Annotated in this window: 13 protein-coding genes; 6 read left to right on the forward strand and 7 right to left on the reverse strand. The window is 45.6% G+C overall.

The window, feature by feature from the left end:
- Positions 1 to 1,503, reverse strand: a complete 1,503-nt coding sequence (pdxR, locus tag NFI81_RS07430) for a MocR-like pyridoxine biosynthesis transcription factor PdxR (protein ID WP_234613155.1) — start codon at positions 1,501 to 1,503, stop codon at positions 1 to 3.
- Between the two features lie 79 nt (positions 1,504 to 1,582).
- Here pdxR and NFI81_RS07435 point away from each other — a divergent pair, with 79 nt between their 5' ends.
- On the forward strand, positions 1,583 to 2,212 hold the full coding sequence (locus NFI81_RS07435) for a pyridoxamine 5'-phosphate oxidase family protein (protein ID WP_234613154.1): 630 nt from the start codon (positions 1,583 to 1,585) through the stop codon (positions 2,210 to 2,212).
- A gap of 3 nt (positions 2,213 to 2,215) precedes the next feature.
- Entirely contained in the window at positions 2,216 to 2,521 is a 306-nt protein-coding gene (locus tag NFI81_RS07440) for a hypothetical protein (RefSeq protein ID WP_234613153.1), read from the forward strand.
- A gap of 115 nt (positions 2,522 to 2,636) precedes the next feature.
- Here the strand turns inward: NFI81_RS07440 and NFI81_RS07445 are convergent, their stop codons facing one another.
- Positions 2,637 to 6,758, reverse strand: coding sequence for an FG-GAP-like repeat-containing protein (locus NFI81_RS07445; protein WP_234613152.1), 4,122 nt, complete (start codon positions 6,756 to 6,758; stop codon positions 2,637 to 2,639).
- A gap of 169 nt (positions 6,759 to 6,927) precedes the next feature.
- Here NFI81_RS07445 and NFI81_RS07450 point away from each other — a divergent pair, with 169 nt between their 5' ends.
- Positions 6,928 to 7,194: a hypothetical protein gene (locus tag NFI81_RS07450; protein WP_234613151.1), complete on the forward strand. Its 267-nt coding sequence runs from the start codon at positions 6,928 to 6,930 to the stop codon at positions 7,192 to 7,194.
- Here the strand turns inward: NFI81_RS07450 and NFI81_RS07455 are convergent.
- The 4 genes from NFI81_RS07455 to NFI81_RS07470 all read right to left on the reverse strand — a co-directional run bounded on the left by NFI81_RS07455 (position 7,191) and on the right by NFI81_RS07470 (position 10,117).
- Positions 7,191 to 7,469, reverse strand: coding sequence for a hypothetical protein (locus tag NFI81_RS07455; protein WP_234613149.1), 279 nt, complete (start codon positions 7,467 to 7,469; stop codon positions 7,191 to 7,193). The two genes, NFI81_RS07450 and NFI81_RS07455, sit on opposite strands and share 4 nt — an antisense overlap.
- A 98-nt stretch (positions 7,470 to 7,567) precedes the next feature.
- Positions 7,568 to 8,104: a YceI family protein gene (locus NFI81_RS07460; RefSeq protein WP_234613148.1), complete on the reverse strand. Its 537-nt coding sequence runs from the start codon at positions 8,102 to 8,104 to the stop codon at positions 7,568 to 7,570.
- A gap of 15 nt (positions 8,105 to 8,119) precedes the next feature.
- On the reverse strand, positions 8,120 to 9,115 hold the full coding sequence (locus NFI81_RS07465) for a helix-turn-helix domain-containing protein (protein WP_234613147.1): 996 nt from the start codon (positions 9,113 to 9,115) through the stop codon (positions 8,120 to 8,122).
- A gap of 162 nt (positions 9,116 to 9,277) precedes the next feature.
- Positions 9,278 to 10,117 carry a sulfurtransferase gene (locus tag NFI81_RS07470; protein ID WP_234613146.1) on the reverse strand — a complete coding sequence of 280 codons (840 nt, stop codon included), beginning with the start codon at positions 10,115 to 10,117 and terminating at the stop codon, positions 9,278 to 9,280.
- A gap of 110 nt (positions 10,118 to 10,227) precedes the next feature.
- On the opposite strand from NFI81_RS07470, the gene NFI81_RS07475 reads away from it, so the two are divergent.
- A complete protein-coding gene (locus NFI81_RS07475) occupies positions 10,228 to 11,028 on the forward strand; it encodes a GNAT family N-acetyltransferase (RefSeq protein WP_234613145.1) in 801 nt (266 codons plus the stop codon).
- Between the two features lie 29 nt (positions 11,029 to 11,057).
- On the opposite strand, the gene NFI81_RS07480 is transcribed toward NFI81_RS07475, so the two are convergent.
- Positions 11,058 to 11,807 (reverse strand): TlpA family protein disulfide reductase, encoded by a 750-nt coding sequence (locus NFI81_RS07480; protein ID WP_234613144.1) that lies wholly within the window; start codon positions 11,805 to 11,807, stop codon positions 11,058 to 11,060.
- Between the two features lie 142 nt (positions 11,808 to 11,949).
- Here NFI81_RS07480 and NFI81_RS07485 point away from each other — a divergent pair, with 142 nt between their 5' ends.
- Both NFI81_RS07485 and NFI81_RS07490 read left to right on the forward strand, forming a co-directional pair.
- Positions 11,950 to 13,206: a putative DNA modification/repair radical SAM protein gene (locus NFI81_RS07485; protein WP_234613143.1), complete on the forward strand. Its 1,257-nt coding sequence runs from the start codon at positions 11,950 to 11,952 to the stop codon at positions 13,204 to 13,206.
- On the forward strand, positions 13,206 to 13,973 hold the full coding sequence (locus tag NFI81_RS07490) for a TIGR03915 family putative DNA repair protein (RefSeq protein WP_234613142.1): 768 nt from the start codon (positions 13,206 to 13,208) through the stop codon (positions 13,971 to 13,973). The genes NFI81_RS07485 and NFI81_RS07490 overlap by 1 nt, the downstream gene beginning before the upstream one ends.
- Positions 13,974 to 14,010: the final 37 nt, after the last annotated feature.

Consider the following 14,010-nt stretch of genomic DNA (forward strand, 5'->3'; position numbering starts at 1 on the left):
CTAATTTGCCTGCAAATTTCCCAATAAATTCCTGATTATCTCAACACTTTCCTTCAATTCATCTGCATTTGAAGATGCGAAACCCAATCTTATGGAGCTGTTAAGCGGTTCAACGAAGCCATTGCCTTTTGGAATTCCAGACGTTCCGTTGGACATATACAGATCCTGTTGCAGCGCTTTCTCAGCCAATTTTATCAAATTAATATCCGGATTAAACTGCGTCCAAACCGCCATCCCGCCATCCGGAACCTGAAATTTTACATATTCACCAAGCTCGCTCCGTAACAGATCACAGAACAAATCACGACGCTGTTTATAAATCCGGACCGACTTCCGCAAATGTCGCTGGATGACGCCCGTGTGCAGCAATTCGGCAATCGCATTTTCCAGCATCTGGTCTCCCTGCCGGTCAATAATTCGCCGTAATTTGGCCAAATAAGTAATCACATCGGCCGGCCCCACGAGATAGCCTACGCGGAAAGCTGGCGAAATTGTTTTGGTAAAAGAGCCGCAATACATTACCATCCCGGCAGGATCGGCACCGGCGAGCGGCATTAACGGTTTGCTCAGATAATGAAAATCGCAATCATAGTCATCTTCGAAAATGATGAAGCGATATTGCTCAGCCAATTTCAGTAAGTTCAGGCGCCGGTCTGCACGGAGGGCAACAGTTGTTGGATAATGATGATGTGAGGTCACGTAAATCATCCTGATCGTCTGCTTTTGACATATTTGCTCCAACGCAGCAACATCTATCCCATGTTCGTCCACAGGCACACGCACCAGATTCGCCCCGGCCTGACTGATATTCATGCTGGCACCAAACCAGCCAAGCGCATCAACGACCACATTATCACCAGGTTGCAACAAGGCCGTGCTGACCAGATAGAGACCCATGATAACGCCCCGAACAATGAGGATGTTTTCAGGCAATGTTTTCATACCGCGGGTCTCGTTGAGATAAGCCGATAGTTCCTGGCGCAACCACGATGACCCTTTCGTGTCGCCATAACCCAACCGCGAATATGGATTTCCGCCCAACAACTGGCTGCGATAAGCCCGGGACAGGTCTTCCAATGGCGCTAGCCTTGGATCCGGGAAGCCGTCGTCCAGATGCAGCCGGGTATTGCTGCGCAGAATTGCCCGGTCCAGGTGCGGTAGCTGATTGAAACTGAAACCTGCCTTTTCAGCAGGCACTAGGGTCTTTTCGGTTCCATGATGCTTTTGAGAGAATTCAATTTCAGGCAAGTGTTTGGCTACGAATGTACCATTGCCTGTGTGACTTTCCAGCCAGCCCTGTGCCAGCAGCTCGTCGTAAGCTTGCACAACTGTGCGTCTGTGCACTTGTAGCAATGTTGCCAATTGCCTGGTGCTGAGCAGCCTGTAACCAGTTTGCAATGTTCCGTTGCGGATCAGCGCCATAAGTTGATTGGCGATTTGGAGATACACGGGCTGTTTGCTTTTCTTTTCTACAAGCAGCAAAGTAGAGAGGACCTGAACCATAATTGGACCACTTTGTTTCTAAATATTGGACTCTTTTACGCATCCAATTTCAGCATATTTTTGTTAAAAAACAAAACCCATGAGCGCTCCCCCAGCCCACCTCGCACCAAGCAGACTAGCCAAAAGATCAACACAGGACCATGAAGTAATTTGCTCCATTCTTGATGAAGCGCTGTTCTGCACAATCAGCTATTCAGTGGACAACCGCCCATTTTCCATCCCGACCGCATTCGTGCGTTATGAAGATAAAATATACATTCATGGCTCCGTAGGCAGTCATTTTATCAGGGAAATTGAGAAAGGCATTCCCGTCTGCATCACGGTTATGCTCACAGACGCGCTGGTTGTTGCTAAATCTGCGTTCAGTCATTCGGTCAATTACAGATCGGTTATTATTTTTTCAAATGCTGAAAAGGTAGAAGATTTCGACACGAAAAGGGCTGCATTTGAATGGCTTACGAACAAGATCGTCCCTGACAGCTGGGATTATCTGCGCCCGATGAAAGACAGTGAAGTCAGAAAAACCACCGCGCTGGCATTCTCGTTCGACGAAGCGTGCGCCAAAACCAGGTCAGGAATGCCGAAGGATGAAGAGGAAGATTTGGAGCTGCCGATCTGGTCGGGCCTTATTCCTATTCAGACAATATATCTCGCTCCCGTTCCCGACGAATTAAGCCAGGATATTCCGTTGCCAAAACATTTGGTTTAAACCATGCAACTTTGGGTTTATTTTGCGCATCTTTTGGCCAGAATGATACCAGATGAATCCAAACGCTGCGAACCCATGACAGGAAAGGAAATTTTTGACCGTTGCCAATTGGCTGCTTTGAAAAACGGCCTGGGTTCCCAGGAATTTTATTACGGGAATATTTTATATCAGGCGCTCCAGCTTGAAGGTGAAGAAAAAGTATTCCAACTCCTGGAGCAGGCAGAAAACACGGGAAAGCGCGTCGGGCTTGGCTATTCCTCCAACAGCTTACAAAGTTTCACCGACCCGGACGTGGCGATTTTGGTATAAATGAGAGCCGCACTCTTGTTATACCTAATAGAAAATCCTCCTGAAATCAGAAGGATTTTTCTATGCGTATAGCTCGGTACGACTCGTCTTGCTTAGTATTACTTTTCAGTCAGCGCTACTTTTCAATGACCACTTTCCTTGTGCTTGTCGAGCCATCCAAGTGCGTAACCAATAAAATATAATTCCCCGCAGCCACATTCCTGACGTCAATTTCAGAAACCGGTGTCAGTGAACGGTAAACCGAACGCCCCTCAACCGTCAACATTTGCACACTCCTAATCCGCTCCGATCCATCCATTTTCAACATCAACCGATCAGATGCCGGATTAGGATATACGTAAAGAGATTCTCCTTTCTTCCTAGCCAAAGACTCGTCCACCTTCTGCTTCACAGTCTCCGACATGTCGTCCACAACATCCTCCGGCGCGGGCGCAATGCTGTTACCCACGAGGTAAGCAGGCAAGTAACGCCACGGTCCGTAAAGCTGGCCGGTTAAGGCAAGCGCAGGATCATACTTTACCCGCACCCGAACTTTGGTTGCAGATCCCTGCTTAGCAATGACACTTTTCAGCTCCGTCCCAGTCAACCCCAAACTAGCATAAGCATTCTGCGAACCGGACGACATCGTGCTATTCGTAATTACACCATTGGTCCCTTTCGAAAACCCCTGCCCCATAGCCTTCGTCTCCCAAACCAGCTTGCCTTTGTTTTTACCCAGGAATGATTTGGCGTAGAGTCCAGCGCCAAAGTCATCTTTGGCTTTTTGGGATTGGTTGATGGGGGTTGTGAGGTTGGAGTTATAGAGGCGGAGGTTGTTTTGGAGGTTTTTGTTATTGTTGCCGTTGTTTCCGTAATATATAAATGCTGCGCCACCTTCGACGCCTCCATTGTTATACAGTGGAGCACCTAAAACGAGGTCGCCATATCCATCACCGTTAATGTCACCTGCGCTAGCAACAGATTTACCAAAAAAATCAAAATCTTTGCTGTCAGTATTTTTGAGGATATCATTCGGCACGGATCCTGACGCTATTTTGAATGCAGATCCATAGTAAATAAAAGCAGCTCCTGCATCTGCAACTTCTACATCAGTGTAATTTTCTACACCTATCACAATGTCGCCATAACCATCTCCATTTAGATCCCCTGCGCTAGCGACACTCCCCCCCATACGAGAATAGGCTTGGTTACCTTCCAAAAAAGTAAATTGATTTAAGCTTGCTCCTGAAGAGCTTCCATAATAAACATATGCAGCACCTTTTTTATATTGATTGTTCTGCCAATCTGTATAGTGAATTGCGCCAACAATAATGTCAGAATAGCCATCACCATTAACATCGCCCGCTGATGCTACGCTCCCTCCAAAATTAGACTCAGCTACATTAGAGTCAATTATAGTGGCAGGCAAGCTTGTTATTCCATTTGCAGATCCATGAAAAATAATTGCAGCACCTTCTGTATTCTGGGCGTTTGTAAAAAAAGGAGAGCCGACAATCACATCAGAAAATCCATCCCCATTGACGTCGCCTGCGCTAGCTACGGAATAGCCCAAATGAGCAGCTGCTTGCCCACCTTTCAATTTCACATTATAAGCTTGAATTATACCATTTGCCGAACCGTGAAATACAAAGGCGGCTCCCTCAGTAGAAAATTCAGATGAAAAATTAGGAGAACCAACAATTACATCGCTAAATCCATCTCCGTTTACGTCGCCCGCACTGGACACAGAGCTTCCCATCCAGGCAGTGGCCTGATCACTTTCTAGAATAGTCAGTTTGTTAGCTATAATGCCCGAAGCTGAGCCATAGTATACAAAAGCTGCGCCCTCATTGGTCTGCTGATTACTGTAGCCTATCGCTCCTACAATCACGTCATCAAATCCATCGCCGTTGACATCGCCAGCCTGGGAAACCGACTTTCCAAATGTCGCATTAATCTGATTACCTTCTAGTTGAGTTGTTATTACATCATTTGCACCATTTGATGAACCGTGATAGACAAAAACTGCTCCTTCATCGTTCTGGCCATTATCAAAGTTAGGCGCTCCAACTAAAAAGTCATCGTATCCATCGCTATTTACGTCTCCTGCGCCAGCGACAACAAATCCTAGTTCTGCTTGATCATTCTTGCATTCTATTACTTTCATTTTCCAGTTTAGCACGCCCGCTGGACGCCCCATCCAAACAAACGACGCCCCCTCATCCACATGCCCCTTATCATAAGTATTCGCGCCCGTGATGATATCGCTATACCCATCCCCATTCACATCCCCAGCGCTCTTAACAGACCATCCCAATCCAGCATCGGCCTGGTTGCTTTCAAGTGTGGATGCAGGTGAGGATATCAGGCCATTGGGTGAGCCGTGGTGCAGTACAACTGCTCCTTCGTTGCTTTCGCCTTTGTCATATTGCCAGATGCCGATCATTACGTCGCTGTAACCATCCCCGTTGACGTCTCCGGCGCAGGCCACTGCAATGCCCTGCTTTGCTTCGGGTTGATTACTTTCTAACCTGAGGGCTGCACTTGCTTTGATGCCCTGAGCAGATCCATGATAGACAAAGACTGCGCCTTCGTTTGTTTGCCCATAGTCGTATAAATAGCTCCCAACCATGATGTCGGAATAGCCATCACCATTCACATCACCGGCTGTTGCAGCAGACCAGCCATATTGAGCATTGATTTGATTGCCTTCTAAGACCACGGAGGCGTTGTTGTTAATGCCAACGGCAGAGCCCAGATGTACAAATACGGCGCCTTCGTTTTCATGTCCTTTGTCGTAGGCATATGCGCCCACGAGTACATCGTTGTAGCCATCCCCGTTTACATCGCCAGCTCCCGCAGAGCAATAGCCAAACTGCGCTTTTTCCTGATTACTCTCGAGAATGTTGGCGGCCAACAGGTTAATGCCAGCCGCTGAGCCATGGTAAATAAAAGCAGCGCCTTCATCGGCCTGCCCTTTGTCATACAAAGGAGCACCAACGATAACATCGCTGAAACCATCGCCATTTACGTCGCCAAGTCCTTCAACGGCCCTGCCAAATTTGGCATTTAGCTGATTGCTTTCCAGGATTGTCGCTACGCTGTTCAAACCCGATGCAGAGCCGTAGTACACCATTGCCGCGCCCTCTTTGGTCTCACCTTTGGTATAGAAAGGAGCACCGACAAGGACGTCACTATATCCATCTTTATTGAGATCACCAGCAGAAGAAACGCTGGTGCCGAACTGGGCTTCGTTTTGGTTGCCTTGCAAGGTTACCGCCGCATTGGCGCTCAGTCCCGAGGCCGAACCATGGTATACGAACACAACGCCCTCATTAGTCTCCCCGCTATCGAAGAAAGGCGCCCCTACCAGCACATCGCTGTATCCGTCGCCATTCACATCCCCGGCCGAAGATACTGCGTAACCAGCCTGAGCGCCGATCTGGTTGCTTTCCACGATTGCATTGGCATTGGTTGGGTTTCCGTTTACAACAATGGGATCAATGGTCACCGGGTAAGCGGCGCTTTGCACATTAGCGCTTAGCATTACAAGTCCATCTTCATAGCGCAACGTTGCGGGCAATATTTTCCCGTCCGCATCCCAGCACTTAATGTCTTTATAAATCAGGCTGCTGGTCAGTTTGCCTTCTTTATTTTCAGCATAACATTGCAGCTCATTATTTTTCAAGTCATGAACCTCCAAACCTTTTACGGATAACCTTACCTGCAATTCCTTCGTGTCGATGGGTGCAGAGTCGATGATGAAGTTTTGGCGGACGCCTTCCTCGTTATTGACAAACTCTTCAATGAAGCCTTTGTGTTTGATTTGCAGTGTATTGTCTGCATTTTCAAGTTTTGCATTTGATTGTGGTGAAAGGATTTTTTTGCCATCCGCGAAGATGCCTTCATTAACCAGTTTCAAGGAGAAGTTATGGCCTGCCGAATCAACGCGGTTGTTTACCGTAAGCTCGCCCGGTTTATAGTACGCGCGAAGGCCTTGCTTCCGGTTGGGGCTTTGCAATGTGTTCTTTTCGGAGTCGAAAGAAATGTTGTATTCCCGCTTGGCCAGGCTTTGCTGAATGCTGCTTATGGTGCTGTCCGGGACAATGCTGGGCTGCTCTTTGCTGTTTGATTTTAAAGGAGTTAGCCTATTCGGCTTAGACTTGCCGGAGTTCAGCTCACGCATTTTCACGACATAAGCCACAAATAATATGAGAAAGAAAATGATGTAAACACCTGTTTTATAATGCTGTTTCATGATCTGAATTTTAGGTTTACGAAAATTTGAAAATGACTTTAGGCCACCCTGACAAATTTTATGAATCCCAAAATTTTAGTTGCAAACCAATGAATAAACGGTAGCACTATTGAGCAGAAGGTAAAGTGGCCTGGTTTTTTCAGTTGGATTTGAAACAAAAAAACTGCGAATGAACACTTCACAAGATTTGAAAAAAGACCTGGAAGAGAAAATTTTTGCCAAGCGCCAGCAAATTGAATTTGAAAAAACGAATCTGGATCTGGCCACCGAGTTCTCACAGGAAAACCGCGAAAATCCAGAAGTGATGGAGGAAACAAAAAACTTTGACGATCCCGCAGAAAGTGTCGTGGAAACGGATGAGTTGAATTCGCTGCAAACAGCGGAAAAAGACTTAAATGACTTGGTAAAGCAGCTTGAAGAGCTCAATAAACGCTAAAATGCTTCGAGCTTTTCTTCCAGGAAAGTTTTGTTGCGGACAAGTTCGGAAACGACCTCGCTCCACTTTCCCGGCTCATGCTGGAAAGGATCATAGTCTACATGTAAGCGGCCGACAACGCCAAACAAATTGGAAGATTTGACACGCAATTTAGAGACCAGACCCAGTAAATTGAATACGTCCAGGATCTCATGCGCTTTACTATATGAATAACTGTTTGTGGTGCAAAAAACCAGTGCCCCGTCTTTATAATGGCACATTATGTGACTCTTCATGGCTGTTAATAAATTGTTATCATTCACTTAAAAAAATAATCATACCAAATATTCTTGAAATTGATTTGTACAATTATTTCTAAACATTTCTTGTGCCGTTATTTGGCAGTAACCGGCACTGAAACCTCAACCAGCGTTGAGTCTGACTCCTTACCGTGGGTTTTGCCAATTCCGAAATCGCCCCGGTGGACTTTGAACTTGCCGTAGAACATTGAGCCTGATTCTTGTTGCCTGAATGTGAAGGGAATGGCGATTTCCTTCCTTATTCCATGCAATTCTAACATTCCTTCAACGACAAACGCTGAATCGATCCTGGCCACCTTAGTCGAGGTGAAATGTATTTCCGGAAACCGCTCAGCGTCAAACCATTTGTCGCTTTTTGCATGCTTATTTTTCAGATCGTTGCCCGTTTCAATGGAGGCTACTTTTATCACAACATCAAATTTAGCTGCATCCGGATGTTCAGGATCAAAAGTAATCAGGCCACTGAGATCTGAGAAAGATCCTTTTGCATATTTCCCATCGAAATGAATGGTGTAACCTTTGCTAATTTCCCAGTCGGCAATAAATAGGAATGTAAACGAAGTCAATACGATGGTGGCGGTTGACGCGAGGAGCTTGTATTTTGGGAACATAACTCTGAAACAGGCTTAAAAAAGTGCAGAGCGTTTACTGCTTTTATATTTCGATGGACTTGTATTATTATGTTTTTTGAAAGCCGCAGAAAAATGGTGGGCATGCTCATATCCCAGTATATGGGCTACTTCTTCCACAGATAGCGAACAGTCCAGCAAAAGTTTTTCAGCATATTCCATCCTCTTCTTGCGCAAATAGTTGAATACAGTCGTCCCAAAAAGCAGCTTGAAGCCTTTCTTGACCTTAAATTCATTCAACACGCAAACACGGCTCAATTGGGTGAGGCTCAGATCATCCAGGAAATGTGTGTCCAGATACGCCCTGAGGCGGTGCAATTTCTCAGCTTCATCCGGTTTAATTTCGTCATGGACGGAATTGGGAGATCTGAACTGGTTAATTTGATGTCCCAGTAATTCAAGCGTTTTGGATTGGATCATTAAATTTCGAAATGGGCCAGTGGAGCTGCAATCCCTTAATTCTTTGATTAACAACAACTTTTGCGGCGTAATGTCCAGCGTTCCGGTCACGCCGGAAAATGGTCTGTTGAAAAATAGGTTATTCAACACTTGCTCGCTCCAGGCGTCATCGCAACCTATAATGTCGGCAAAAAAAGTTTTATTAAAACTAATGTGGAACATTTCAAGCTCCGAATTGGCTTGCACATGATTGATATCGCCGTCCATAGGTGAAAAAACCAGGTTATGCGTTTTCGGCCGCATTTTCAGTTCTTCTGCAAGGCCTTTGAAACGGGTATTGAGCTTCCCTGCCATGTGGAAATTGATATTAACATTATCGCTAAGATCCGCTCCAATCAGCGTAAGCTCCTGATTGGTGCTCCACCGCAGATCCATGACGTGCATATGAGGAAAAAGCGAATTCTTAAACCGGAGTGTCCCTACTTTCGTCTCATGAAAACAGGTAAAATCGCTGCCCCGCGTGGCATAATGATCCGCTCCCACGTATTGCGGATTGGGATAATTATTCAATTCCAATAGTTCAGCAGAATTCATTACATAGGCGCCCATTGTCGCGTTTTCAAGGGTTTATTGCGATATTTTCTTTGTACAAAGAAAGTCCGTTTCCCCATATGCGGCTATTTTGAGTTACTGAACGGCGACAAAAAAAATAGCAACAAAATTCCTTTCGGCGCGGAATCGAATAGACTGCAAACATCAATTCCCTGTTGCGACGGGCCTGTCGTTACGCGACCATTCACTCCATGAGCCTACGTACAGGGCTGCGCCTTCCAAACCAGCGTCGGCAAGCGCCAATAATGTATGACAAGCCGTAACGCCGGATCCGCAATGCACAATCACATGCTTCGGGTCCCGTGTGCCTAATGCGCTTTTGTATTTTTCAGCCAATTCTGAACTGGATAAAAAGTTGCCGTCCTTATCCAGATTTCCTGCAAATGGAATGTTCACAGCCCCCGGAATATGTCCCGCCACCAAATCAATCGGCTCGCTTTCACCCACAAACCGGTAATTTTCGCGCACGTCGATCACGAGGAAATCAGGGTTTTCGGTTGCGTCTGCGACCTCATCGGCATCTACGTAACGCAACTGATAATCAACAAAGTTGTATGGCGGAGCCGCAGCGGGCTTTGGAGCAGCCCCCTTCGTCATCCGAAATCCGGCTTTTTGAAGAGCTTCGATCCCACCGCTCACTACGTAAACTTTTTTGTGACCTGCCGCTTTTAGCATCCACCAAAAACGTGCAGCAGCGTTTGCGCCTTTTTTATCATCATAAGCAATTACCGTTGATTCTGGCGTGATGCCTAAATTCCCTAGCAATTCCCCAAAAGTTACGGGTGCTGGCAAAGGGTGCCTGCCCCCGTCCGCAGCATTGTCCGATTTTACCGAAAGATCTGTTTCCAAATTCACAAAAAGTGCATTCTCAATGTGTGCGGAGCGGAAACGTTCAAATGCATCCGGACCGCCCCGGGCATCTACAATGACTGATTTTTGATCCTCGAGAAACTGTCTGACATCTGCGGCTTTAATGATTTCCATGGAATAAGAATTTTGGAATGGATTGATAAAAATATAAATATTTATCGCCTCCCGTGAGTTCAAAGCATAATTTTAGGTATTTAGCGACTAGAAAGCATCATTAGCCTTACATGAAAAGTTCTAAATTTCTCACAGCCGACTTACCGCAATTGCCTGCCATGCAGCCCGCAGACTGGGGCGATTTGACTCCCCGTTTCGCATATTTCATCCCATCTCCGCATTGCCATCCGATCAAAATTTCTGAAAACGGTGAGCTTATTGCGATCGGCACGGCCATTACGCATGCGGACACGGTGTGGCTTGCGTGTATTGTTGTTCATGCCGCTCATCGGAAAAAAGGGCTCGGTAATGCCATTACACAAGATCTGATTGCGAACATCGACCGGACTAAATATAAAACGATTTACCTGGATGCCACCGAGTATGGTTATCCGGTATATGCAAAACTAGGGTTTGAGGTTGAAACCACTTATACGCATATGCGCAAAACGGGAGGCGCGCCGGTGACCTCTTTTTCCAATCATATCGTGCAGTTTGAAGAAAATTATCTGGATCAAATCTTTGATGTTGACCAGCAGGTTTCCGGCGAAGATCGCAGCGGTGTGATTTCTGATTTTGCCAAATCTTCCTTACTATATGTTGTCGATTCGCAAGTTCAGGGGTTTTACATTCCGGAATGGGGCGATGGGCCTATTATCGCCATTTCTGAGGCTGCGGGCGCAGCATTGATCAAACGAAGGGCTATGGATGAGGCAGCGGCGGTGCTGCCCACGGATAACGATTTTGCAATAAGTTGCCTCGAGGAACACCACTTTCAATTTTACCGCACATCGCGGAGAATGTTTCTGGGAGAAACAAGAATTTGGCAGCCAACCGGCATTTACAACCGGATCAGCGGACAATTGGGGTAAAGATTGAGCAAAAGTCCTTGCACATTAGCCTATCTTAAAACCAACTCACTGATCGTAGAAAATTCAGTATGCGGCGCCATGGCTTTGATGTTGCCTTTTTTATCCAATAATATAAAATAAGGCGTTTCGCTGATCTTGTAACGCTGATTAAAACCATACGATTCCGGGACGGGAACGAAGCCACAATTCCGTTTCGGGATCGCCTCCAGACACTCATCTTCCGTGTTTAAAGTAGTGCCTAATGATACGATCTCGATTCCTCTTTTACGGTTTTCATCAATAAAAGTGGAGATTACTTTTGTGCTGGCGAATGTATAAAGCGGTTTTTCAAACTTGACCCAAAAGCCCAGCAATACATATTTCCCCCTCAATTTTTCCGAATTGTATTCCTTTCCATCCAGTCCGTGCATTACAAACGGAGGCAATGGCTCCCCTACTTCGGGCATCAGATCGGAATTTTGCATGACTGCACCATTGCCCTGGATCAGGAGCTGGCTTTTCTTTACGATTTCAAAAGCAGAAGCCTTTCCATATTTATCAAAAATGGGCTGTGTCCTGTACACGCCGGGATTTTTCCGGAGCATTTCATCATAAACCGCATAACTGATACGCTTGCCGGAAGCGTGGTCGTAAATGGGTGAATCCTTCGTCATGACGATCTTTTGGCTCACTTTTCCGTCGTAGCGGGTCACTTTGGGCTCTTCCGGCTGCGCATATGCGAGAGAGCAAATTGAAGCGAAAAAAATGTGTAAAAAAATCTCAGCACGACCGAAATTCATCTGGAACGTTTTTATTATTAAAGATCTTATTAGTATCAAAGTTTTGATACTATATTGCACTATCATAACGCAAATATCGTTGTTATAACTGGTTAGTACTTCACAATATTTTAGTGCAGGACAACTTATTGGAAAAAATTCTATGTTCGAGAGGATTCGTGAAAAGTTGGAAATTTTGGCGGATGCAGCAAAGTACGACGTATCTTGCTCATCCAGTGGCAGTAATAGGAAAAATGAGAATAAAGGTTTAGGCGATGCAGAGGGAACGGGAATTTGCCACACTTACACAGAGGACGGCCGATGTGTTTCGCTCCTTAAAATTTTGCTGACCAACCATTGCATCTATGATTGCGCATTCTGCGTTTCCCGCCGTAGCAATGATGTAAAACGCGCTGCTTTTTCGGTTGACGAGGTGGTTGAACTGACGATGAATTTCTATCGCCGTAATTATATCGAAGGCCTTTTTCTGAGCTCAGGCATCTTCAAAAATGCCGATTACACAATGGAACGCCTCGTTCGGATTGTGAAAAAACTTCGGAATGAGCAGCGGTTCAACGGATATATCCACTTGAAAACAATCCCGGGCGCCAGCGAAGAATTGTTGAAGGAAGCGGGTTTGTACGCAGACCGCATGAGCATTAACCTGGAAATGCCGACAGAGTCGGGCTTAAAATTACTCGCCCCGGAAAAATCACATGAAGATGTGAAGAAACCGCTCGGCTATATTCAGCAAACCATTACCCAGTTTTCGGACGAGAAGGCCCTTATAAAGGCAGTTCCAAAGTTTGTTCCTGCCGGACAGAGTACACAAATGGTCATTGGCGCAACGCCTGAATCGGATAAGGAAGTCATGCATATGGCGGATAGTTTTTACAAGAATTTTTCCTTGAAAAGAGTCTACTATTCCGGCTACATTCCCATCAGTAACGATTCACGATTGCCCATAATAGGCTCTCAACCACCCTTAATCAGGGAAAATCGCTTATACCAAACGGACTGGCTCATGCGATTTTACGGTTTTGACATTAAAGAGATTTTGAATGATGCGCATCCTAATCTGGAAGTTGACATTGACCCAAAATTAAGTTGGGCATTAAGGCATCTTGAACAATTCCCTGTTGACGTAAACACTGCCGATTACAAAATGATCATGCGCGTTCCTGGCATTGGCGTGGCTTCCGCATTGAAGATTGTGCAGGCCAGAAAATTCGGAAGGTTGCATCAGGATCAACTGAAAAAGATCGGTATTTCATTTAATAAGGCTAAACATTTTATAAGATACGCCGATAGCCCTTTGCAGCTCCGCGACTACGAGGCCGGGCACATTAAAGGGTTAATTTTATCCGAAAGCAGCAGTAAATACAACAAGACACCCAAAAACCAGCTTTCTATTTTCTGATGGAAATATTCGTGTTCGACGGGAGTTTAGAGGGTTTGCTTACTGCTGTTTTTGATTGTTATCAGAAAAAATCCGGGGACGTAAAAATCGTCAGCCAGGTGCATTATGTGCCTGATGTTTTTAAGGAAGCGTTCAATGTCATCAGTGATGATGTCAAGGCGAACCGCGTTTGGAAAGGTTTGGCCGGGAAATTGGATAGCAACTGGATGAAATCAATTTACAAATCTTTCCTTTCCGAGCAGCCTGCCACTTATCAGGATCTGTTTGAATTCATACGCTATATCATTGATAATGCGCGCGGAGCAGAAGCGAATTTTGGAAACCGTTATGTTTTGGAAATTTCTCAGATGAGCCATAAAGTCCATCGTGAAAAACATCGGATGGAAGCATTCATCCGTTTTCAGAAAACCGCAGACGAGATTTTTTACGCCCATATCGAGCCTGACTTCAATGTCCTCCCGCTGCTTATTGATCATTTCAAAAATCGCTACGCCGATCAAAAGTGGATTATCTATGACTTGAAGAGAAAGTACGGATTGTTTTACGATCTTGAAAAAGTCGAGGAAATTACATTTGACTTTACTGCGGAAATGTCGCCGGCGCTTAATGCGCTGCCTGCAAATGTTTTGGATCCGAAAGAAGAACTTTATGCTTTGCTATGGAAAGATTACTTCCGAAGCGTGAACATTCCGGCGAGGAAGAACATGAAACTTCACATTCGCCACGTGCCCAAACGATATTGGAAATATCTATCCGAAAAACAATAGTTCAGGCGTCAAAATATCCAGTGACGATGGGGTTGGG

This window comes from Dyadobacter fanqingshengii, assembly GCF_023822005.2.
Lineage (GTDB): Bacteria > Bacteroidota > Bacteroidia > Cytophagales > Spirosomataceae > Dyadobacter > Dyadobacter fanqingshengii.

Excerpts from the sequence above, each read along its gene's own strand:
- pdxR (WP_234613155.1), bottom strand. The coding sequence starts at position 1,503 with ATGGTTCAGGTCCTCTCTACTTTGCTGCTTGTAGAAAAGAAAAGCAAA.
- NFI81_RS07435 (WP_234613154.1), top strand. The coding sequence starts at position 1,583 with ATGAGCGCTCCCCCAGCCCACCTCGCACCAAGCAGACTAGCCAAAAGA.
- NFI81_RS07440 (WP_234613153.1), top strand. The coding sequence starts at position 2,216 with ATGCAACTTTGGGTTTATTTTGCGCATCTTTTGGCCAGAATGATACCA.
- NFI81_RS07445 (WP_234613152.1), bottom strand. The coding sequence starts at position 6,758 with ATGAAACAGCATTATAAAACAGGTGTTTACATCATTTTCTTTCTCATA.
- NFI81_RS07450 (WP_234613151.1), top strand. The coding sequence starts at position 6,928 with ATGAACACTTCACAAGATTTGAAAAAAGACCTGGAAGAGAAAATTTTT.
- NFI81_RS07455 (WP_234613149.1), bottom strand. The coding sequence starts at position 7,469 with ATGAAGAGTCACATAATGTGCCATTATAAAGACGGGGCACTGGTTTTT.
- NFI81_RS07460 (WP_234613148.1), bottom strand. The coding sequence starts at position 8,104 with ATGTTCCCAAAATACAAGCTCCTCGCGTCAACCGCCACCATCGTATTG.
- NFI81_RS07465 (WP_234613147.1), bottom strand. The coding sequence starts at position 9,115 with ATGAATTCTGCTGAACTATTGGAATTGAATAATTATCCCAATCCGCAA.
- NFI81_RS07470 (WP_234613146.1), bottom strand. The coding sequence starts at position 10,117 with ATGGAAATCATTAAAGCCGCAGATGTCAGACAGTTTCTCGAGGATCAA.
- NFI81_RS07475 (WP_234613145.1), top strand. The coding sequence starts at position 10,228 with ATGAAAAGTTCTAAATTTCTCACAGCCGACTTACCGCAATTGCCTGCC.
- NFI81_RS07480 (WP_234613144.1), bottom strand. The coding sequence starts at position 11,807 with ATGAATTTCGGTCGTGCTGAGATTTTTTTACACATTTTTTTCGCTTCA.
- NFI81_RS07485 (WP_234613143.1), top strand. The coding sequence starts at position 11,950 with ATGTTCGAGAGGATTCGTGAAAAGTTGGAAATTTTGGCGGATGCAGCA.
- NFI81_RS07490 (WP_234613142.1), top strand. The coding sequence starts at position 13,206 with ATGGAAATATTCGTGTTCGACGGGAGTTTAGAGGGTTTGCTTACTGCT.